Origin of the sequence: Bacillus sp. Y3, from assembly GCF_008123875.1 — a bacterium.
GTDB classification, from domain to species: domain Bacteria; phylum Bacillota; class Bacilli; order Bacillales; family Bacillaceae; genus Bacillus; species Bacillus altitudinis.
Genome location: NZ_VSSC01000005.1, coordinates 402196 through 423410 on the forward strand (window position 1 = coordinate 402196; position 21215 = coordinate 423410).

Here is a 21215-nt window from a genome sequence, read left to right on the forward strand (position 1 = left end):
GTCGAAAATCTAGTTCTATTCCCAGAACATATTAAATAGTTTTTTCATTTTGCCCGGTTTTTTATTTGTCTCTTGTTGCGCTTTTTGTTTCACTTTCGGTCTTGGCTGAGCTTCTTTTACTTGTGGTGTAGAAGAAACCGGCTCCATGGACGCGCCTACTTCATGAAATGCTTCATCCGGCATTTGGAATCCAACCTGTCTGCCCTGAATCTTTGCATTGCGATAAGCAAAATGGATCAAGCCCACTCCTGTCATATATTGAGGTTCCCTGACCCCAATATAATTAGGACTTGCGATTCTTACATTGTTTTGTAGGACCGTTTGTGCCAGAGAAAGGATACCTGGTATAGCTGCCTGTCCACCTGTTAGAACGAATCCGCCAGGCAAATCATGGACACCCATATTGCGTAATTCCTCTGCCACAAAAAGCAGAATCTCTTCCAATCGTGCTTCGATGATATTGGCTGCTTCAAGTTGTGTATACGTCTGTTTTTGGTCCGTACCGATGACGGAAACTTCAAATGTCTCCTCAGACGATGCCTCATCATAGAATGCATGCCCAAATTGCTTTTTGATTCGTTCAGCTTCTTCAGTGGAAGTTCTAAGTCCTATAGACAAATCTTTTGTAATGTTCTCTCCGCCCAATGGGATACTGTGAGTAGAATAGAGATGCCCGTTTTCAAATACGGATATCGTAGTAGAGCCGCCGCCAATATCGACAAGAGCTACCCCTAGATTTTTTTCATCTTTCGATAACGCCGCTGAACCCGATGCGAGTGGCTGCAAGCAAATATCCATAATTTCAATACCAGCCCGCTCTACACATCGGAGCCAGTTATGTAGAATCGTTTTAGAACCTGTAATTAACGATCCATCCACTTCTAGCCTTACACCTAGCATTTTTTTCGGATCTGTGATCTCATCTCTTCCGTCGACGATAAATTGTCTCGGAATGACGTCTACTACGAGATGTTCTTGCGGAATAGATACTACCTGTGCAGCATCCAAGACACGTCTCACATCTTCAGCATGTATTTCTTTATTTTCACTAGACACTGCGACCACGCCGCTCGTATTTTGAATATGAATGTGGTTTCCGTTAATTCCGACTATCGCCTTTTGTAAAGGAAAACCTACCATTCTCTCAGCCTGTTCAAATGCTTGTCTAATAGAATGAACTGTTTCATCTATATCAACAATCGATCCTTTTTTTAACCCCTCTGAAGGGACATTTCCAACACCTATAATGTTAAGCGAATCATCCGCCATTTCTCCGACGATGACTTTTATATTGGATGTACCGATGTCAAGGCTGACGTAAATTTCATTGTTGTTCATTCTATGGCACCTCCTCACATATCAATACTTTCTATTCTATTATTTGCTGAACAACAATACAATGAATGTGTTTTTACAAGTGTGTAACAAAACTTAAAAAATCAACATTTTTTATTAGGATTACTGAAAATATTCGTTACATCATATGTATATCCTTTTTTATGACTCACTTTTTTTCTTTTTTTCTCTAGAAATTGTCCATTTTGTTAGTAGAATTCTTCGAATAACGGCGATATTTTGAAACAATCTAACACCGAATGCAAACATTCCGACTAAATACAAGTCTACACCAAGATGGACGCCCAGAAAAGCTAAACTTATTGCGAGTATAATATTAAAGAAGAAACCTGATACAAACACTAGTTCATCGTATGCCCCTTGCAGATGTGCTCTGATTCCACCAATCAATGTATCAAGCGCAGCAAGTACAGCGAGGGAAAGATAGTTAGAATACTCATTCGGTATCGTAAAATTCGTTAAGAAACCGATCGCAACTCCTATGATTAAACCAAGTACAGGAAGCCACATTAAGATTTTCCCTCCTTTACATCGTCAAGAGGCTTCAATTCATTTAATTGAATTGTACCGTCAAATGCTTTTAAATGAATTTCTTTCTTCGGCGGTCTAATACTCAAACTGAAATTTTCCTGAGCAAACAAATCACCAATATCTGATACATTTAAACGGCTGTATAATTTATCGGCCTGCTCGCTGACCATCTTAATCGTGACTGTATCACCATCTATGCTGTAACCATCCATTTTCGTCGTACCATTAATATCTCGAATAACACTGGTGTTAATCACCCGGTGTTCATTAATGGAAATATGTTTTGCCCCAAACATATTGGCTTCGTTGATTAATTTTTTCAGAAGATCAGGTGGTATATTTTTGACTTCTTCTCCGGTAAGTTCCTTAGAAAAAAGCTGAGTAATTTCTATTTCAACTCCTTCACCCGTTACCTCTGTAAAACCAGCCTTTTCTTTCAAATCCTTCAACGTTTTTGTTAATTGTGCTTCTTTGGATTGATCTTCTTGGTTGCCATACTTTTTTAGCATTTCATCATATTTATCAATTTCTTTCAATAAATCCAGTTCCTTACTTTTAGATGCAGATAAATCCTCTCTTAATTCCCAAACGTCTCGAGTATCGCGAACTTTAGGCTTTTGTAGAGAGTTAAACTGGATCGAGACCATGATGCCAAATATGACCATCAGGACTGTCAAACTAAGTAATGGCTTCTTTTTCCTCAACACCACTCACCTTTTCACAATTAATCTTTGTTTCTTAGAAGAGGATTCATACGAATATCCTTCTTTTCAATCGTCATGGAAATATGATCACTTGTCAGCTGATCAACCACCCCGCCTGCAATGTTTAATGCAGGAATTAAAACAGCTGGATCTCCAATAGCAGAAATGACAAATGGTGCTGGATGTTGAACACCATCAACCGTGACGACTGGACCGTTACAATGTATGTATGATTGGTGTGTGATTCTTTGTCCGTTTATAGCTACAGCAGATGCCCCTGATATAAATAGTTCGTTTATCACATGGAAAATGTGGCTCTCATGCACAATGTAATTATTGACATTTTGTCCACTCGGGATATAAGATGCATCTTCAAGAGATACTTTTACCCCTTTCCCTTTTACACCTATTTCTCCTGTAAACATTCTGTATTTCTCAACATCTTCCAAAACATTAAAATACTGCTCTTTTTCATTTTTCAAACCAAACTCTGTTTCTTGGACTTTTGATTGAAGACGATAAAGTTCTTTTTCAAGTTTTTGATTCGCCTTTTCTTGCTTTGTTAGCTGACTTTTCAAAGAATATTCTTTTTTCCATTGTTCTGTTCGATTGACATCTGCTCGATGCTGCTTCGTATATTGGTATGAAAAAGAAATCAGAAATCCAAGAACAAGCATTACAATTGAGAATATGACGGTTTTGCCTCTCAACGTTCATCTTCCTTTTTCTTAGATTTAAAAGCTTCAAAATACGTAGCTACTTCCATATGAATCGTACCTTTCTCAGAGGACGAAAGCTCTTTGACAATGGCAGGGTACGTCGTCATTTTATCTGCGAATGTTTTAATTGATGCAATAACGGTGTTTCCATCATTCATATAAAATTTAACGAGCCACTGATTGGAGCTAGTCGGTACGTAATATACTTCTGAGATTAGTTCCTGAATAGAAGCCGGCAGTTGATTCAGAGCTCTCACTGTTTGCTTCAATTTTTCTTTATTGTCCCAATCGACAAAAATAGGTCCTGCGTGACTTGGCGTTACTTCATCTGGCAAAGCCGTCCCATTTTCAAGAAGCTCATAATAAAAATGTCCCTTTTGCAGATACGCAATATTTGCATACTCTTTGACAGCAATACTGACCTTATTAGGGAAATGTTTTTTGATACTGACACTTTTAATCAATTTATTTTGCTTTATATGGTCTGCTGTCATATCTTTATTTAAATTCCAAAACTCTGTCTCGCCTTCTTTAATTTGCGAAAGTTTAACGAGCTGTTTTGTTGGTACATGTTCATTACCGGTAATGGTTAAAGAAGAAATTTTACTGATTGGTGTTTGCAAATAGACAATAATTAAAACCATGATAAAAAACAGCAAAATAAAAGAGATTAATCTCCGATTCGCTTTCTGCTTCCTTTGTTCTTTAATTTTAGGGATTCGCTCTTCTATATTGACGATCTTTTCATTTTCATGATCAGGCCGCATATATACTCTTCACCTCATTCAAAGCTGCTTGTCCGCACCTTTGGATCATTCTTTATCTCATATTGATTAGAAAACAAACGGCATGAAAAAATGCCGTTTGTTTCCCTGTAATACCATCATTCATAAGTAGTAGCCTTTAATTTGCTTCACCAATAATTTCTACTTCTGTATGCATCTCTACATTGTAGTCATCTTTGATTTTCTTTTGAATGTACTGAATTAAGTCGAGCACATCTTGAGCCTTCGCCCCACCAGCATTGACAATAAAGTTTCCGTGCATATCAGAAATTCTAGCGCCGCCAATCTGATATCCTTTTAAATTCGCCTTTTCTACAAGCTGTCCTGCATATTTAGGTAATGGATTTCGGAAAATACTGCCGGCGCATGGTTTATTATACGGTTGTGTTTCCTTGCGGTAATCTTTATTTTGCTGCATTTTCTTTGTGATTTTCTCACGTTCGTCCTGTTTAAGCTTGAACACTGCTTCGAGAACAATTCCAGGGCGTTCCTTTTGAAGCACAGAAGTTCGATAGCTAAAGTTCATTTGCTCATTAGTTAACCACTCGATCGTTCCATCTTCAAATAAGACTCTCGCTTTCACAAGAATCTTGCTGATGTCAGATCCATGTGCTCCTGCGTTCATATAAACAGCGCCACCAATAGATCCTGGAATACCAGCTGCGAATTCCAATCCTGACAGCCCCTGCTTACTAAGAGACGTCGCGAGTCTTACAACTGAATAGCCTCCGCCAACTGTAATCTCTTCATCATTGACAGTTAAGTGATCAAGTCCAGCGCCCAGCTTTAAAACGACCCCGCGAATTCCTTTATCAAGGACAAGTAAATTGGACCCTCTCCCAATGACCGTCCATTGAGTATCATGTTTTTTCACCTGATCCATAATTGTTTTGACAGCATCGACATCTTTAGGGATGACTAATAGATCGGCCGGTCCGCCTATTTTCATTGTCGTATGATTTGCAAGCGGTTCATTTTCAAGTACTTTACCAACTTGCGCTTCTAATAATTCATTCTTCAAGTTCTCCATATTACCCTCCGCCTTACCTCATATCATTCATCATGAAGTCGTAATTTCTTTTAACACATTATATAAACGTGTGGCCGCATCTGGTACTCCGAGTTCTTTTGTTAAACGGCTCATTTGATGTAGTTTCTCGTCATTACCAGCAATTTCATCAATTGCATGAAGCAAGCGATCTCCAGAAAGCTCTGATTCTCTTAAAACGATCGCAGCATCATGTTTTTCAAGTGATCTAGCGTTAATTTCTTGATGATTTGCGGTCACGTATGGACTTGGAATGAAGATTGTCGGAATTCCAAGTGCCGTCACTTCAGCAATCGTTGTGGCTCCCGCTCTTGCAACAATGACATCAATTGATTTTAAATACTCCGGCATTTGATGCAAGAAAGGCTTTGTGATCATATTCGGTGCTTCACCTTTTTCTTTTAATTCGTTCAGCACTTTTTCATAATGAACCTCACCTGTAATATATAAAAGCTGATAGTTCTTTGTCTTTAATTCATCTTGCATGTCAATCACTGCTCGATTGATTGGAGCTGCACCTCTGCTCCCGCCAAAAATGAGAACCGTTTTTTTCTTCTCATCCAGTCCGAACTCTTTAAGAGATTTTCCCTCTTTAATAGAGACGACTTCAGAGGCCCTTGGGTTTCCCGTAAAAACAACCTTTTCTGAAGGAAAGTGTTCCTTTGCTTCTTCAAAACAGATGGCTACTTTATTCACATACCGTGCCAGAAACTTATTTGTGATGCCTGGTAGGCTATTTTGTTCGTGAATGATCGTTGGGATTTTTAGCTTAGACGCAGCATAAACAACTGGACCACACACATAACCACCTGTTCCAATAACAGCATCCGGCTTAAATTCTTTTAAATAAGATTTACTTTTTTGGACGCCCTTTAGAAACCTCATCACTGTTTTTACATTATCAAAGGAAAGCTTTCTTTTAAAACCTGAAATTTCAATTGATTTAAAAGGGATATTTTCTCTTTCTACAATTTTCTTTTCAAGCCCATTCTCAGTGCCAATATATAAAAATTCCACATCAGGATGCAGTCTTTTCACTTCTTTAATAAAAGCTAGAGCAGGATAAATATGCCCGCCTGTTCCGCCTCCACTAATAACTATACGCATTATACCATTTCCCCTCAATTTTTTTCTGCTCTGAACAAAGTATAAACCCTGTTTTAAACAACAGGGCTCCGTCAAAACCTGTAAAGAAGAGTCAATCATCATGTTTTCGAAACAGAAACTGCCATTTTCACTCTTCAAATCATTTTTTCATACTTTTGCAAAATAAAAGTCTATATGGTTTCATGAACTATCAGCACATTAATATCTAGCATACCTGCTTACATTCAAAAGTACGCCAATTGCCATCAGCATTAATGTCAGTGATGAACCGCCATAACTTAAGAATGGCAGTGTGATGCCCGTCACAGGGATGAGACCAGTGACAACTGCGATATTAATCATTACTTGAATGGCAACCATTGAGATGATACCCACTGCCAAGAAACTTCCATATAAATCTGGTGCCCCGAGGGCTATTCTAATGCCTCTCCACAATAGAACACTAAAGAGCAGCAAAATGAGTGATCCACCTATAAATCCAAGTTCTTCAGACAATATAGCAAAGATAAAGTCTGTTTGAGGCTCAGGCAAATAGAAGAATTTTTGTCTACTCTGACCTAGCCCCATTCCAAACAGACCGCCTGGACCGACAGCGTATAAGGATTGAATAATTTGAAACCCGCTGCCAAGTGGATCCTCCCAAGGATTTAAATAAGATGTAATTCGTTTTATTCGATAGGGTGCTGATAAGACAAGTGCGGCAAATCCGCTAAGCCCTAAAAGACCGAGAAAGATAAAGTGAGCGATTCTCGCACCTGAAACAAATATCATAATAATACAGGTTCCAACCATAACCGTTCCTGTACCTAGGTCCGGCTGCAGCATAATGATAGCAAATGCAGAAAACACAATGCCTAGTGCTGGGGCGAAACCTTTACGAAAGGATGTGATATTCTTTTGCTTTTCAGATAAGAATTTTGCAAGAAACGCAATCATCGCAAGCTTCATAAATTCAGAGGGCTGAATACTAAATGCACCGACACCAATCCAGCTTCTTGAACCATTTCTCTCCATACCGATACCAGGAATCAAGACAAGCACGAGGAGGAGAAAACACACTGCAATCAGTATCTTTGACCAAGTCCGCCACGTCCAATAATCGACCCGCATAATGAAAAACATTGCGATAACTCCGATTCCGGCAAACAAAAGCTGTCTTTTTGCAAAATAAAACGAATCATCAAATTTATACGATGCCCACACAGCACTTGCGCTGTACACCATAATTAAACCAATCGTCAATAAAAGTAACGTAATGACAACAAGCAAAAAATCCGGAGAAGTTTTCTTATTCGTCAAGAGACCGACACCCCAAGCATAATTTCATTTGGGCTGTCAGTCATATGAGAGACAAGCCCTTATTTAAGCATATGCACGGCGTTTACAAACATGTCTCCACGTTCTTCAAATGTTTTATGCTGATCCCAACTTGCACAAGCTGGAGACAATAAAATCACGTCTTCTTCTTCAGATATGCTAAACGCCGCAGGTACTGCTTGTTCAACATTATCGACATGTTTTACGTGATGTATTCCCAGCTCTTCACCAAGCTTCACAAACTTAGGCGCAGTCTCACCAAATGTAATTATTCCTTTTACATTCTTCATAAAAGGTTTTAATTCATCAAATTCATTGCCACGATCCAGTCCACCTGCTAGTAAAATGGTCGGCTGCTTGAAGGCAGACAAAGCTTTACTTGTTGCCAGTATATTGGTCGCTTTACTGTCATTATAAAATTTTCTATTTTGAATCGTCTCCACAAATTGCAAACGATGCTTCACTCCACTAAATGTAGTAAGAACTTGCGCAATCGCTTCGTTTGAGCAGCCTGCATTTTTTACAACACAAATAGCTGCTAGAATATTTTCTTGGTTATGCTCACCAGGAAGAACAACATCCTTGAGGTCAATGACATGTTCATTCATATAGTAAATGGCACCATCTTTAATAAACGCTCCATGTGCTACCGGCTCTTTAACTGAGAAAAACACTTTTTGCGCTTTCGAATCTTCTGCTAGTTTGACAACAGAAGGATCATCTAGGTTAACCACAGCTATGTCATCTTCTTGTTGATGTGCATACACTTTCTGTTTTGCTTTTTCGTATTCTTCACGCGTGTGATGATAGTCTAAATGTGCGTCAAAAATATTTAATATTAAGCTGATTTTAGGTCTGAATTCAACGGTTCCCATTAACTGAAATGAAGAGAGCTCAGTTACGATCCATTCATCGCCCGCTGCACGCGCGGCAACTTCACTTGCGACCGTTCCGATATTACCTGCTACCAATGTTTTTTGGCTGTCTTTTTTCAACATTTCATAAATCAAAGTAGTCGTGGTCGTTTTTCCATTTGATCCGGTAATCCCAATAAAAGGAGATGAGGTCAAATGATACGCCAATTCTATTTCAGTCCAAACTGGAATTTTTCGGCGAAGCGCCTCTTGAACCATCACATTCTCATAAGGAATTCCAGGGTTCTTAATTAAAATCGTAATTGCTTTATCGTCGAACATACGAAGAGGATGACTGCCACAAATGACATCAATCCCCTTTTCAGAAAGTAACTGAGCAGGCTCGTTTTCTTCAAAAGCTTTTTGGTCATTGACCGTCACGTTTATTCCGTGCTCGTGAAGAATTGAGGCTGCCGCATATCCGCTTTTTGCAAGGCCTAGTACTAGTACATGTTCGTCTTTTAACATTTGCATCCTATTCAATTATAACCACACCTCGATGTAAATTCCTAAAACAGCAAGCAATAAACCAGCTGTCCAGAAGGTGACAACTACTCTCCACTCAGACCAGCCAACTAACTCATAGTGGTGGTGAAGCGGGCTCATCTTAAAGATTCTTTTTCCAGTTGTTTTAAAGGAGATGACTTGAAGGATAACGGATAACGTTTCAACAACAAATACTCCTCCAATAATGACGAGTAAAATCTCAAGTTTCGTTAAAATGGCAATGGCCACGATGGCACCGCCTAAAGCAAGCGATCCCGTATCACCCATAAATACTTTTGCAGGATGCGCATTAAAGACAAGGAACCCAAGGACAGCCCCTGCTACTGCTACCGAAAAGATCGCCACATCATACTGAGATTGATTCCAAGCCAATATAGCAAAAGCTCCGAATGCAATAGCAGCTGTTCCAGATAATAAACCATCAAGTCCATCTGTAAGGTTTACCGCATTAGAACCACCGACAAGCATGAAAACGACGAGGATAAAGTATGCCCATCCTAAGTCAAAGCTGACATCTGTTCCTGGAATGCGAATAGTCGTTGCAAACTCATAATAATGGAAGACTGCATAGAAAATCACAGCAATCACAATTTGCCCGATCAGTTTTTGTTTTGATGTTAAGCCAAGATTTCGCTTCATCGCTACTTTAATATAATCATCTAAAAATCCTAATAATCCGTAGCCAAGGGTGACAAATAACAATAAAAACATTTCTGGACTAATCTCAGAGAATTTGTTAATCATCACGATCGTTGTAATTGTAATAGAAAAGATAATCATAATTCCACCCATTGTTGGGGTACCAGATTTCTTTTGGTGAGACTGAGGTCCTTCTTCTCTAATACTTTGACCAAATTTAAGTCTTCTTAAAAACGGAATAAAAATCGGGGATAAAAGAACACTGATTAAAAATCCCATTATGATTGTAAACAATATCACCTGTTCAAGCATTGTTCTTTACTCCTTCCGAATTTCCAAAGCCGTTTTCCATTAGAAAATAGCATTCATTATTATGATATTCATTCGTGTCTTTCGTATGTTGTTTTTGTACAAAATGCTTCATTTCATTACACTCTTTTCATCATTTTTAAGATTTGTTTAGATCTAAAATAGCGTCGGCTGCCACCTTGGCATCATCAAAGTCATAGACTTGATCACCAATGATTTGGTACGTCTCATGGCCTTTTCCAGCTATTAAGACTGTATCGCCCTTTTTTGCATTAGCAATGGCAAAAAAGATGGCCTGTTTCCGGTTCACAAAGCTGTGATAATAGGCGTTTGGCACACCATTTTCCATGTCTTTCAAAATGGCTGATGGATCTTCACTTCTTGGATTATCTGATGTAAAAACAGGCTCATCTGCATATTTCACAGCGATTTGGGCCATTTGAGGGCGCTTGGTTTTATCACGGTCGCCCCCGCAGCCAACTACACAGAAAATTCTACCTTCTGTTAATTCTCTACACGTAGTCAGTACATTTTCTAAACTGTCAGGTGTGTGCGCATAATCAACGATGACTGGGAAATCTTGATCACAATTCACAAGTTCGAATCTTCCTTTGACTCCCTCAAGTTCTTCAATGGCACTAACGATCGTTTCAAACGTTAAGCCTGATACAATTCCTACTGATACAGCTGCTAGAATGTTATACACATTGAATTTCCCAACAAGTGCAACCGTCACATTTTTTGTGCCGATTGGGGTGATCAAATCAAATTGTGTTCCCTTTGGTTTGATTTGAATGTTCTTTGCCATTACATCTGATTCTTGCTCTAAGCCATACGTCATAATTTCAGCAGCTGTGACTTTTTCAAAATAACTAGACGCTTCATCATCTGCATTTAAAATGGCATGCTTCGGCTTATCGTGCTGAAAGGCACTTCCGAGCTGGGAAAAGAGCAAGCTTTTTGCATGTTTATATTCTTCCATTGTGTTGTGGTAGTCCAGATGATCTTGGGTAAGATTTGTAAAGACGGCAATATCATAATCACATCCATGAACACGCCCAAGATGCAAAGCATGTGATGATACTTCCATAATGGCTGTATCTACGTCTTGATCAAGCATCTGCTTAAAGGTCTTCTGAAGGGTGACACTCTCAGGTGTTGTGTTTTTCACTTCGAGAATTTCATCGTTTACCTTCATATACATCGTACCGATTAAACCTGTTTTTTTATCGGCTTTTCTCATCATTTGTTCAATCATGTGTGTTGTGGACGTTTTCCCGTTCGTTCCTGTAATACCAATTAGATTGAGTTTATGAGTTGGCTGTTCGTAAAAAGCATCTGCCATTCTTGCAAGTGCTCTTTGAGAGTGTTTTACAATAATGACTGGTACATCTGTTAGGTGAAGTGGGTGTTCTGCTACAATCGCTGCAGCCCCGTTTTTCACTGCTTTTTCAGCGTAATCATGTCCATCTACTGTATAGCCTTTTATACAGACAAAAAGACTCCCTTTTTTCACTTCTCTTGAATCCATTTCAATGGAAGTAATCTCCGGATTTTCGTTTATCAGTTCACTGTTTTCACTTTTAAAGTATGTAAGGAGTTCTTGTAATTTCATTTCATATCAAACCTCTCAAATTCGTTCACGTGCATGTCTTGTGAAAAAAACACACAGTCTATATTTTATCGTAAAAAAAAGGATACATCCAGCGTATTCCTTAAGTTTCTCTTGGAAAAAACACACTTTATGCTCTTTTTTTAAAACGACCCTTCTCTTTCAACAAAAAGAGGCAGCCGAATGAGTGCGGCTACCCTCTGTTCATTCTTTATTATTCATCATTTAAGTATAATCGGATCGTGGAACCTTCTTTGACCTTTGTGCCGGCAGCAGGCGATTGCTTCACCACTTTACTGCCAGTTCCTGAAGCATCAATCTTTAAATTAATCAAGAGTGATTCAAGGTCAGAAACAGATCCTCCTACAAGATTCGGTACCTCAATGGTTTTTGTGTCCAGCCATTGGTACTTCTTTTCAATTTGTCCTTTTCTTTTTTTCACGCCCATTTCAGGCAGACTGTCTCGCATAATATGGCCCACAATAGGTGCTGCTACTGTCCCACCAAATTGAATCGTGCCTTTTGGGTTATCTACTGCTACATATACAACAATGCTTGGATCATCCGCAGGTGCAAACCCGATAAATGACACAATGTGGTTATTTTCCATGTACTTTCCGTCTTTTACTTTCTGTGCTGTTCCTGTTTTTCCGCCCACCCGATATCCTTCAACGAATGCATTCCGGCCAGTTCCTTGAGCGACTACACTTTCAAGGGCATACCTGATTTCTTTAGACGTCTCCGCTGAAATGACTTTCTTCTTGGCAATTGGTGATTGCTTTTTCACTACCTCTTTTGTAATTGGATCGATCCATTCTTTTGCAATATACGGCGTGTAAAGCGTTCCTCCATTTACTGCGGCTGCCACTGCAGCTACTTGTTGAATCGGCGTAACAGATACACCTTGACCAAAGGCTGTTGTTGCCTGTTCTACAGGACCAACACGATCAAGCGGGAACAAAATTCCTCTACCTTCTCCTTGAAGGTCGATTCCTGTCTTTTGACCAAAGCCGAAATTTTTAATATAAGAAAATAGTTTATCTTTTCCAAGACGGTCGCCTAGCTCGACAAATCCTGGGTTACAAGAGTTTTGTACCACTTCTAGAAACGACTGTGATCCATGTCCTCCCTTTTTCCAGCATCTGAGCCTTGCGCCATCCACTGTCACAGATCCGCTGTCAAAAAAATGATCACGTTTTAAATTTACTTTATTTTCTTCCAGGGCAGCTGCCAGTGTAATGATTTTAAACGTCGATCCTGGCTCATATGTGCTCCACACCGGTAAGTTTCGGTTAAATACTTTTGAATCAACTGATTGATAGTCAGCCGGATCAAAGTCAGGTCTGCTCGACATTCCCAGAACCTCACCATTTTTCGGATTCATGGCAATGGCAATCATGCCATCTGGGTTATATTTTGCCTGAGCATTGTCTAGTTCTCGTTCGATGATGGTTTGCACTTTTGAATCAACGGTTAATTTCATATCAAGCCCATCTTTAGGCGGTGTATAATCATCTGCTTCATCTGGCATTTTCTGCCCTTTTGCATCAGAATAAAATTTCACAGAGCCTTTTTCACCTTTTAGGTCATCATCATAGTACGCTTCTAGCCCAAGTAAGCCTTGATTATCAATTCCAGCAAAACCTAATACATGAGATAAGAAACTTCCAAACGGGTAATGTCTGATGCTGTCCTCTGCTACATAGACTCCATCTAAATCAAGCTCTCTGACTTCTTTTGCTTTTTCATGAGATACTTTTCTCCCCTCTGGGGAAATTCGTTCTATAGACGTTTTCTTGGTAACATGCTTGTACGCTTTCTCCTCAGACATATTCAGCACTGCTGCTAATTTTTTGCTTGTTTCTGCTGGGTCTTTCACCTGCCGCGGCACGACTAAAATAGAGGGAGCACTTTTGTTCGTCGCCAGCTCCACTCCATTTCGATCCAAAATATCTCCTCGTTCTGGTTCAAATGGAAGGTTACGGCTCCATGAATCTTTCGCTAAACTTGTCAGCTTCTCGCCCATAATAAACTGCACATATCCTAATCTAGTATCTATGATGAAAAAAATGATCACCCCAAACAGCAGCACGAAAAGCAATCGTTTTCTCACTGTTACACTTGACACTCGCACGCCCGGTTCACTCCTTACATATGGCTTGTTTTCATCATATGCAGGCTCGTCTTTTTATAGAACGATCTCGTCCATCGCTCAAGCAGAAGAAAAAAACCTAGCAAATGATTTGCTAGGTTTTCAAGTTAATTTGGACTTTTGAAGGTCACTGTGACGACTTTATCTGAAATCTCCGCTCCACTTTTCACGCTTTGTTTGACAGCATATCCCTGTCCATTTGTTTCAATATGCACACCTGAAATAGACGCATATTGAAGAACTTCCCTTCTGGACCAGCCTGTCATATCAGGCATTTTAATGGTTTTCCCTGCTGTTTTCAAAAAGACTTTCTGGCTTTCAGAGAATTCAGAGCCCGCATTTGGCCATTGGCGTTTAATGGATAGACCGTCACCAATGACAACAGGTGATAACTTTTTGTTTTTTGCTTCTGTTTCTGCCTGTTTCACTTCTAAATCTAGGAATGACGGCATTGTTTCTTGTTTTATTTTCTGTTTGCCAGATTTTTTATCGTCTGTTTTTGTTGGTGCGATATTTAAATAAAGCAAACTATTTTTCATCACAGGGTTAAAGATTTCTGAAACAGGGGCAGAGCCTGTTTGTGTTTCAGATAGCTGAGGCTGTTGGACAGCCACATAAACGAGTAGCTTCGGATCATCTTTTGGTGCCATTCCCATAAATGAAAAGACGTAATCGTTTCTCCCTTGAAGGTAGCCGCCAGCACCGCCAATTTGTCCTGTGCCCGTTTTCCCAGCGACATCAAAACCTTTGATTTGATATGGCTGTCCTGTGCCAATTTTTGAGGAAACGACCTCACCTAAAATGTCACGGACTTGCTTCGCTGTATCAGAAGAAATTGGTTTTCCTGCCACGGTTGGTTCGTGCTGTAAAATTGTTTTGTTTGTGTTCGGGTCTGTAATATGATCGATTACATATGGCTTCATCATCGTTCCACCGTTGGCAATGGCTGTCGCCGCTTCAATTTGCTGAATTGGGGTAATCGCGGACGCCTGACCATAAGCAGTCGATGCTTTGTCATATTCGTATCTGAAATTGATTTTACTAGACGCTTCGTTCGGCAAATCTATGCCTGTTTTGTCATAGAAATGGAATTTTTGTAAGTATTGTTCGTAGCGTGTGAAACCTAGCTTTTCTTTTGCCAGTTTCGCAAAAGCTACGTTTGAAGAACGTAGAACACCTTCATGAAAATCAATTTTTCCCCAGCCATTTCCGTTGTTATGGTCTCTTACAAGACCACCGCCTACTTTATAAGTACCAGACTGATACTTGTCACTGCCTTGGTACACTCCTTCTTGGATAGCAGCAGCAAGTGTAAAAATTTTCATCGTTGAACCTGGTTCAAATGCGTAGGAAATGACATCGTTGTTATAATTCGTAATGTCGAGTTCATTTAAATTAAAGCTTGGCCGCTGTCCCATTGCAAGAACTCTTCCAGTTTTCGGATCAACGACTGTCGCAATGATTTTCTTCGGCTTATATTTTTTAGCAACCTGCGTCATACTTTCTTCAAGAAATGCTTGAATTTTTTGGTCGATGGTCAGTGTGACGTTTTTCCCGTCTTTCGGGGCAACGATGTCTTCTTTACTATTCGGAAGTGCCCATCCGCTTCTGTCGCTGTTATACGTTACATAGCCATCTTTTTCTTTTAAATATTTATTCAGAGCCTTTTCTAGACCCATTGCGCCTGACATGTCCTTCGTCGCTTCATCTAATCTAGCATAACCGATTAAGTTCGAAGCAAACATGCCGTTTGGATAATACCTCTTTGTATCTTTTTCAAAGGCGATCCCAGGAAGTTTTAGCTTTTCAATTTTTTCCTTAGTTGAAAAACTAATATCCTTTCCAGCTTTACCAAACTCGACTTGGAATGCATCTTTTGTATTCAGACGCTTTAAAATTTCACTCTCACTCATATCAATGACCTTTGACAGCTCTTTTGCTGTCTTTTCTTTGTCAACGACATGCATCGGATGCTTTGGATCGACCGTCATTTTCTTGCTCATGATCGCAATCAGCTTATACACAGATGTATCTTCTGCAATCACATTTCCGTTTCTGTCTAAAATGGACCCTCTTTTGGCTTCAAGTGTTTTTTTCGATTGATATTGTTCATTGGCTTTTGCAGCTAACACTTGTCCATCGACGGTTCCCGTAATCTGAATATAAATAAAACGTGCAAGGATGATAAAGAAAAACAGGGCGAAGCAAATACTCGCAATTGCCGCGCCTCTGTTCATCATTTTATTCTTTTTAGGCATCGCCATGTTAATCGACCTTCTTAACATCTTTCGACATGCTTAAGCCTGCTTTTTTAGCGGCTTCAATGATTCTCTCTGGTTCACTTAGTAAATCTTTTTGCTTTTGCAGTTCAGTGATCTTTTTCGATTCTAAAGACACTTGCTGTTCTAGCTTCTGCACTTCGATATTTGCGTGATAAACAGCAAAGGCTTTCGAAATGATGAGGATCGAGCTGCACATGAGAGCCATGACAAACATGACAAGTAAGATTTTTTCACCAAGTGTAATAGAACCTCTTCTTCTAATCACAACCGATTGACCTTGCTGCTCGGTTTGATGTTGCTTTACTTCTCTTTGGTAAGCCAAATTACTCATAAGAAACCTCCTTTTTATCATCATCTATGGTGTCGTTTACTTTTTTTCTGCAATTCGGAGCTTCGCTGAACGGGCACGGTTGTTATATTCCAGCTCTTGTTCTGATGCAACGATTGGTTTTCTCGTGATCAGCTTCAGTTTTGGTTCAAGTCCTTCTGGAATCACTGGTAGTCCGTGCGGAAGTTCTGGAAGAGAAGACATTTCTTTAAATGTACTTTTACAAATCCGATCTTCAAGTGAATGGAATGTAATGACAGAAATTCTCCCCTTCGGATTGAGTAACTCTATTGCTTGTTCTAGTGCTTCTTCAAATACTTTCAATTCGTCATTTACGGCAATTCGGATCGCTTGAAATACTCTTTTCGCTGGATGTCCGCCTTTTCGTCTTGCAGGTGCGGGAATTCCTTCTTTAATGATGTCGACAAGCTCACCTGTTGTTTCAATTGGCGCTTTTTTTCTGGCTTCTTCAATTTTGCGTGCGATTTGCTTGCTGAATTTTTCTTCCCCATATTTGTAGAAAATCCGAACTAGATCTTCAAATGGCCATTCATTCACCACTTGTTTTGCCGACAAAGCAGCGGTTTGATCCATTCGCATGTCAAGAGGTGCATCATGGTGATAACTAAAGCCTCTCTCTGGTGTGTCAAGCTGAGGTGATGAAACCCCAAGATCAAAAATCACACCGTCTACGCTTGTAATTCCTTGTTCATTCAGACGTTCTTTTAAATATCGGAAGTTGCTTTTTATGAAAAGAATGTTCGCTTTAACATGTGCGAGCTTCTCTCGTGCATGATCCAGTGCAGCATCGTCTTGGTCAAACCCAATCAATGTACCTTTTTCTGATAATTGAGATAGTAAATATGAGCTATGACCTGCGCCGCCTAGCGTGCAGTCCACATATGTACCGTCTTCTTTGACGTTTAAACCGTCAACTGTTTCTTTTAATAATACTGTCTCATGTTGAAACATGATGATATGGTCCCACCTTTTTCAAATAGAAATGAATGTGTAGAAAGCTTGCTGCACAAGGGATTATTATATATCAAATCCAATCATGTTTTCAGCAATTTCAGCAAAAGAATCTTCTTGCTCTTCTGTATATTGTTCCCAGATCGACTTACTCCACAACTCAATTCGATTTGAAACGCCGATGACCACACATTCTTTTTCGAGTTTTGCATATTGGAGTAGGTTGGATGCGATGTTAATGCGCCCCTGCTTGTCCAGATCACATTCAACTGCGCCGGAGAAGAAGAACCGGGTAAACGCACGTGCATCTTTTTTCGTTAGCGGCAGTGCTTTGAGTTTCTCTTCAATTAGTTTCCACTCACTCATAGGGTAGCCAAATAAACATTGATCAAGCCCTCTCGTCAGCACAAACTGTTCTCCGAGACCGTCTCTAAATTTAGCAGGGATGATCATGCGCCCTTTTGTATCAATCGTATGTTGGTATTCACCCATGAACATGATATTAGAGCCCCACTTTCTCACCCATACTCTCCACTATCCACCACTTCTCTCCACAAAACTTATTTTACACTGTTTCCACATAAAAAAAAACCCTGAACTAGTCAGGGTTCATTAAAACTTTATTTCAAAGTTTGACAATTTGTTGCTTGTTTTGAAATGAAAATGGTAGATTTTTGAACGTTTTGAAGAATTCTGGACCATATTTGTTTAAAAAGTACATGATATTCCAAATTCTTTCTTGTGGTGCTTCGAGTGGTTTTAAACTATTTTCAATCCTTTCAAAATCTCGAAGGATGTATCCTTCCTTCTCTTCCACACGCTTTGCAACCTTTTGATAAACAAATTGAAGCTGGTCTTCTATAAATTTGGCATTTTTATCTAATAGCTGTTCAAAGCTTGGTTCGATCTCTAGCGCTTCTTGTCTCATTGCCTCGTGAACATTCGCTAATTCACGTTTGGCATGTTGAACTGATTGAACGAAGCTGTCTGGAAGACTTTGCTGAAAGTGCGCATCCTTCTTTTCTTTCACGCCTTTTGTCAGCACCTCTTCAACCGACAATTCTCTTATTGGCAGCTTCTTATCAATATGCCTTTCAAGAATGGTGACGTGCAGTCTTGGAAGAACGGGTGCCATTTTGACATCGAAGTACTCGAAGATGCCTTTCAGCTCACCCCAATAGTTCACTTCACCGTGTCCAGCCATAAAAGCAAGCGTTGGAAGAAGGGCTTCCTGCATCAATGGACGGGTCACCACATTATTGCTAAACCGCTCTGGGTGCTCCTCGACTTCCTGCAAAAGCTCATCTTTTGTCCAAGTAAGCCCCACTTCAGATATAGAAAATTGGCCATTCTCTTGTTCAATGAGGAAACGTTCATCATCATATTCGTAAAACAAGTTGGCTTGATGGTCACCAGCTTCAATAATCGGCTGATACCCCGCTTGTTTCATGGCAGCCTGCGTGTTATTTAAGCGAGCCACGATCGCATCACTCGACTCCACAATTTGCTTGAATAACGTACGTTCAAGTGGCTTCACGCCGAAGTCTCCTGAATTCAATAACAGGAGTCCATCTTCTTCAAATAGATCGCAAACAATCCACTCAAAGAAATCAGTAAACGTTTCTGATTTGCGTAAACATCGAAGAAGCTGATCAAACAAGTCATTGGTGTAAGCAGATTCCTCATAGGTTGAAAATACATCACGAAGCCATCTCTCTGTTTTCTCTTGGTGAAGAGGTGTTCTTTTCGCAGCTGTTTTTTTCACATGATGTAATGGAAGCTTTTGTTTGACTGGGCCTTTTTCGCCAGACGTGTACACAAAGTTAATTTCGTCTACGTCGTGATCTTCACCCGCTACCCAAAAGACCGGAATAACAGGAACGCCAAGCGCTGATTCTTTTTCTTTGGCAAACTGAATAATGGAAATGATTTTATGTATGGTATAAAGCGGACCTGCCAGTAAGCCTGCCTGCTGTCCTCCAACCACCATGACGCTCCGTTCATCACGGATCTTCTCAATATTCTCACGCATCGCAGCCGAATCAAATTTCGCATGATATGCGCTCATATAATCCGCTAAAGCCTCGCGCGGGAAGCTCCTTTCCATGAGATCGTCGTATCTCTTTTTCCATGTGTGCTCAGAATGTATATCATAATCAAAAAAAGCAGTCATCTCTTTTTTTTCTTCTATATAATCACGTATGAATAAATTCTGACTTCGGATGGAAAGTTCAGTCAATTGCATGTTTAGAACTTCCTTTCTTCAATAAATAGTTAGTTTCCCGAAAAAAGTATAGCATGTAAATGAGCTCACTCAAAAGATTTTGTTTGCTTTTTTTCCAATACTTCCAAGCTTCTATTCAAGAAAGTGAGGAATGGCGGCGTCATCCCTTGACCTTGAGCTTTTTTTAAAAGGTAGCCAATGATTGCTTTTCTTTCAGTTTGGCGGCCTTTGACGATATCTTGCAGCATCGACGATTGATTGGCAGCCGTTTGATGACAAATTGATTTCACATGAGCCCATAGACGATCTTTCTCAGGCAACCCTAGAATGGAAACCGCTTCTTCAAATGCACATGTCATCATATGTTCATATGCAGGGTTCGATACCAATTCCCCATTATTCACATGTAATAAAGCCGTCAACGGATTAATACACACATTGACGAGCAGTTTTTCCTCCAGTACTTTCTTCCATTCATCTGTATAAACCATTTGAAAATCGCCCGTTGACAGTTCACTACTCATAGGTCCTTTTTCCTCATGCAGAAATGCTCCCCACTTGATGACACCAATTCCTGTATGGTTTACTGCGCGATCAGACACCTTCATTGCGCCATGCTCTACTACACCAATATATAACTGATGTGCCGTTTTCCAGTTCTTTAAATCGACGAGGTGGGCCATTCCGTTCTGCAAAAATAAGATCCGCTGATGAGGCAGTCCCGATAATTCCCCTAGAACATCTTGCAGGTGATGATACTTCACTGTCACAATCAGCAAATCAAATATTCCTTTGACTCCCGTATCGGCTCCAACAGCTGATTGAATGGTTTCCCCTCTCACCATTCGTTCAATGCCTAATGCTCGAATTTCTTCTGCCTGCTGTTTTCTTCTTGTAAAGAGGGTGATGTCATGATGCTCTGATAAATAACTGGCACAAAGCAGACCAATCGCACCACCGCCAATGATTCCAATTTTCAATTGCCGCACTTCCCTTTTTCTGTTTACTTCATGTTATCAACTATTTTACCAGTTTCGTGCTACGATGCAAAAAGCAGATAACGCGCTATGATTGAATTTTTTTAATTAAAAAACTATAATAATAAGTGTAAAAACTTTTTTTAGGCGGATGGGATGAAAACGCCTTCAATGACATCACTGTCGACATTATGTGTGTAAGGGGGAAGATCACATGACACAAGTAAAACGTCTTCTGATTAACTACAAAACATTAGAGGAATTTAAACAATTTAAGGAATATGGCATACAAGAACTTTCCATGCTTGAAGACCTAGAAAGTAATATGATTGAAAATGACAGCAACTCTCCATTTTATGGGATTTACTTTGGAGATAAGCTTGTGGCACGTATGAGCCTCTATCAAGTAGATGGCTCGACGACGACGTATTTTGACCATAATCATGATTATCTAGAGCTGTGGAAACTAGAAGTGCTGCCAGGATATCAGCGTAAAGGATACGGCGAAGCGCTTGTTGATTTCGCAAAATCTTTCGGCCTTCCAATTCGAACGAATCCACGCGTCAAATCTGCCGGTTTTTGGGATAAAATGGGCTTTGAAGCGGTGAAATATGATATGGAACGCGATAAAGGAGAAAACCCACTCATTTGGGAGCCTGCACATATACAAAAGAACACAGGTGAGTCCGCTTAATCATTTTAATCAATAAGAAAACGCCCCTCTTTCCATCT

General features: G+C 39.8%; 19 protein-coding genes. 1 reads left to right on the forward strand and 18 read right to left on the reverse strand.

Going from position 1 to position 21215, the window contains the following annotated elements; genetic code table 11:
- Nucleotides 1-15: 15 nt before the first annotated feature.
- From ftsA to FXF70_RS14390, 18 genes are all read right to left on the reverse strand, one after another.
- Nucleotides 16-1338: a cell division protein FtsA gene (gene ftsA, locus FXF70_RS14300; RefSeq protein ID WP_007499754.1), complete on the reverse strand. Its 1323-nt coding sequence runs from the start codon at nt 1336-1338 to the stop codon at nt 16-18.
- A 159-nt stretch (nt 1339-1497) separates the two neighbouring features.
- Entirely contained in the window at nt 1498-1866 is a 369-nt protein-coding gene (locus tag FXF70_RS14305; RefSeq protein ID WP_003210988.1) for a small basic family protein, read from the reverse strand.
- Nucleotides 1866-2591, reverse strand: a complete 726-nt coding sequence (locus FXF70_RS14310; protein WP_148780465.1) for a DUF881 domain-containing protein — start codon at nt 2589-2591, stop codon at nt 1866-1868. The genes FXF70_RS14305 and FXF70_RS14310 overlap by 1 nt, the downstream gene beginning before the upstream one ends.
- A 20-nt stretch (nt 2592-2611) precedes the next feature.
- Nucleotides 2612-3301, reverse strand: a complete 690-nt coding sequence (locus tag FXF70_RS14315; protein WP_007499760.1) for a DUF881 domain-containing protein — start codon at nt 3299-3301, stop codon at nt 2612-2614.
- Entirely contained in the window at nt 3298-4077 is a 780-nt protein-coding gene (locus FXF70_RS14320) for a cell division protein FtsQ/DivIB (protein WP_017359362.1), read from the reverse strand. The genes FXF70_RS14315 and FXF70_RS14320 overlap by 4 nt, the downstream gene beginning before the upstream one ends.
- Nucleotides 4078-4213: 136 nt before the next feature.
- The gene (gene murB / locus FXF70_RS14325; protein WP_057079580.1) at nt 4214-5125 is read right to left on the reverse strand and encodes a UDP-N-acetylmuramate dehydrogenase; all 912 of its coding nucleotides are present in this window, start codon (nt 5123-5125) and stop codon (nt 4214-4216) included.
- A gap of 30 nt (nt 5126-5155) precedes the next feature.
- A complete protein-coding gene (murG, locus tag FXF70_RS14330; RefSeq protein ID WP_017359363.1) occupies nt 5156-6250 on the reverse strand; it encodes an undecaprenyldiphospho-muramoylpentapeptide beta-N-acetylglucosaminyltransferase in 1095 nt (364 codons plus the stop codon).
- Between the two features lie 198 nt (nt 6251-6448).
- The gene (spoVE, locus tag FXF70_RS14335) at nt 6449-7549 is read right to left on the reverse strand and encodes a stage V sporulation protein E (protein WP_007499768.1); all 1101 of its coding nucleotides are present in this window, start codon (nt 7547-7549) and stop codon (nt 6449-6451) included.
- Nucleotides 7550-7608: 59 nt separating this feature from the next.
- On the reverse strand, nt 7609-8955 hold the full coding sequence (gene murD, locus FXF70_RS14340; RefSeq protein WP_395947869.1) for a UDP-N-acetylmuramoyl-L-alanine--D-glutamate ligase: 1347 nt from the start codon (nt 8953-8955) through the stop codon (nt 7609-7611).
- Between the two features lie 9 nt (nt 8956-8964).
- A complete protein-coding gene (mraY, locus tag FXF70_RS14345) occupies nt 8965-9939 on the reverse strand; it encodes a phospho-N-acetylmuramoyl-pentapeptide-transferase (RefSeq protein ID WP_007499771.1) in 975 nt (324 codons plus the stop codon).
- 136 nt (nt 9940-10075) lie between these two features.
- Nucleotides 10076-11551: a UDP-N-acetylmuramoyl-L-alanyl-D-glutamate--2,6-diaminopimelate ligase gene (locus FXF70_RS14350; RefSeq protein WP_148780469.1), complete on the reverse strand. Its 1476-nt coding sequence runs from the start codon at nt 11549-11551 to the stop codon at nt 10076-10078.
- A 211-nt stretch (nt 11552-11762) separates the two neighbouring features.
- The gene (locus FXF70_RS14355; protein WP_017359366.1) at nt 11763-13682 is read right to left on the reverse strand and encodes a stage V sporulation protein D; all 1920 of its coding nucleotides are present in this window, start codon (nt 13680-13682) and stop codon (nt 11763-11765) included.
- A 125-nt stretch (nt 13683-13807) separates the two neighbouring features.
- Entirely contained in the window at nt 13808-15958 is a 2151-nt protein-coding gene (locus FXF70_RS14365) for a penicillin-binding protein (RefSeq protein ID WP_024720306.1), read from the reverse strand.
- Nucleotides 15959-15965: 7 nt separating this feature from the next.
- On the reverse strand, nt 15966-16313 hold the full coding sequence (gene ftsL / locus FXF70_RS14370) for a cell division protein FtsL (protein WP_025207292.1): 348 nt from the start codon (nt 16311-16313) through the stop codon (nt 15966-15968).
- 36 nt (nt 16314-16349) lie between these two features.
- Nucleotides 16350-17282 (reverse strand): 16S rRNA (cytosine(1402)-N(4))-methyltransferase RsmH, encoded by a 933-nt coding sequence (gene rsmH / locus FXF70_RS14375; RefSeq protein WP_007499781.1) that lies wholly within the window; start codon nt 17280-17282, stop codon nt 16350-16352.
- Nucleotides 17283-17348: 66 nt separating this feature from the next.
- Entirely contained in the window at nt 17349-17780 is a 432-nt protein-coding gene (gene mraZ / locus FXF70_RS14380) for a division/cell wall cluster transcriptional repressor MraZ (protein WP_003211163.1), read from the reverse strand.
- Nucleotides 17781-17907: 127 nt separating this feature from the next.
- Complete coding sequence (bshC, locus tag FXF70_RS14385; RefSeq protein ID WP_050827235.1) at nt 17908-19527, reverse strand: bacillithiol biosynthesis cysteine-adding enzyme BshC; 1620 nt, start codon at nt 19525-19527, stop codon at nt 17908-17910.
- A gap of 65 nt (nt 19528-19592) precedes the next feature.
- Nucleotides 19593-20486 (reverse strand): 2-dehydropantoate 2-reductase, encoded by an 894-nt coding sequence (locus FXF70_RS14390; RefSeq protein ID WP_060832310.1) that lies wholly within the window; start codon nt 20484-20486, stop codon nt 19593-19595.
- Between the two features lie 211 nt (nt 20487-20697).
- Between FXF70_RS14390 and FXF70_RS14395 the strand changes: the two genes are divergently transcribed.
- On the forward strand, nt 20698-21177 hold the full coding sequence (locus FXF70_RS14395; RefSeq protein WP_007499784.1) for an N-acetyltransferase: 480 nt from the start codon (nt 20698-20700) through the stop codon (nt 21175-21177).
- Nucleotides 21178-21215 lie beyond the last annotated feature (38 nt).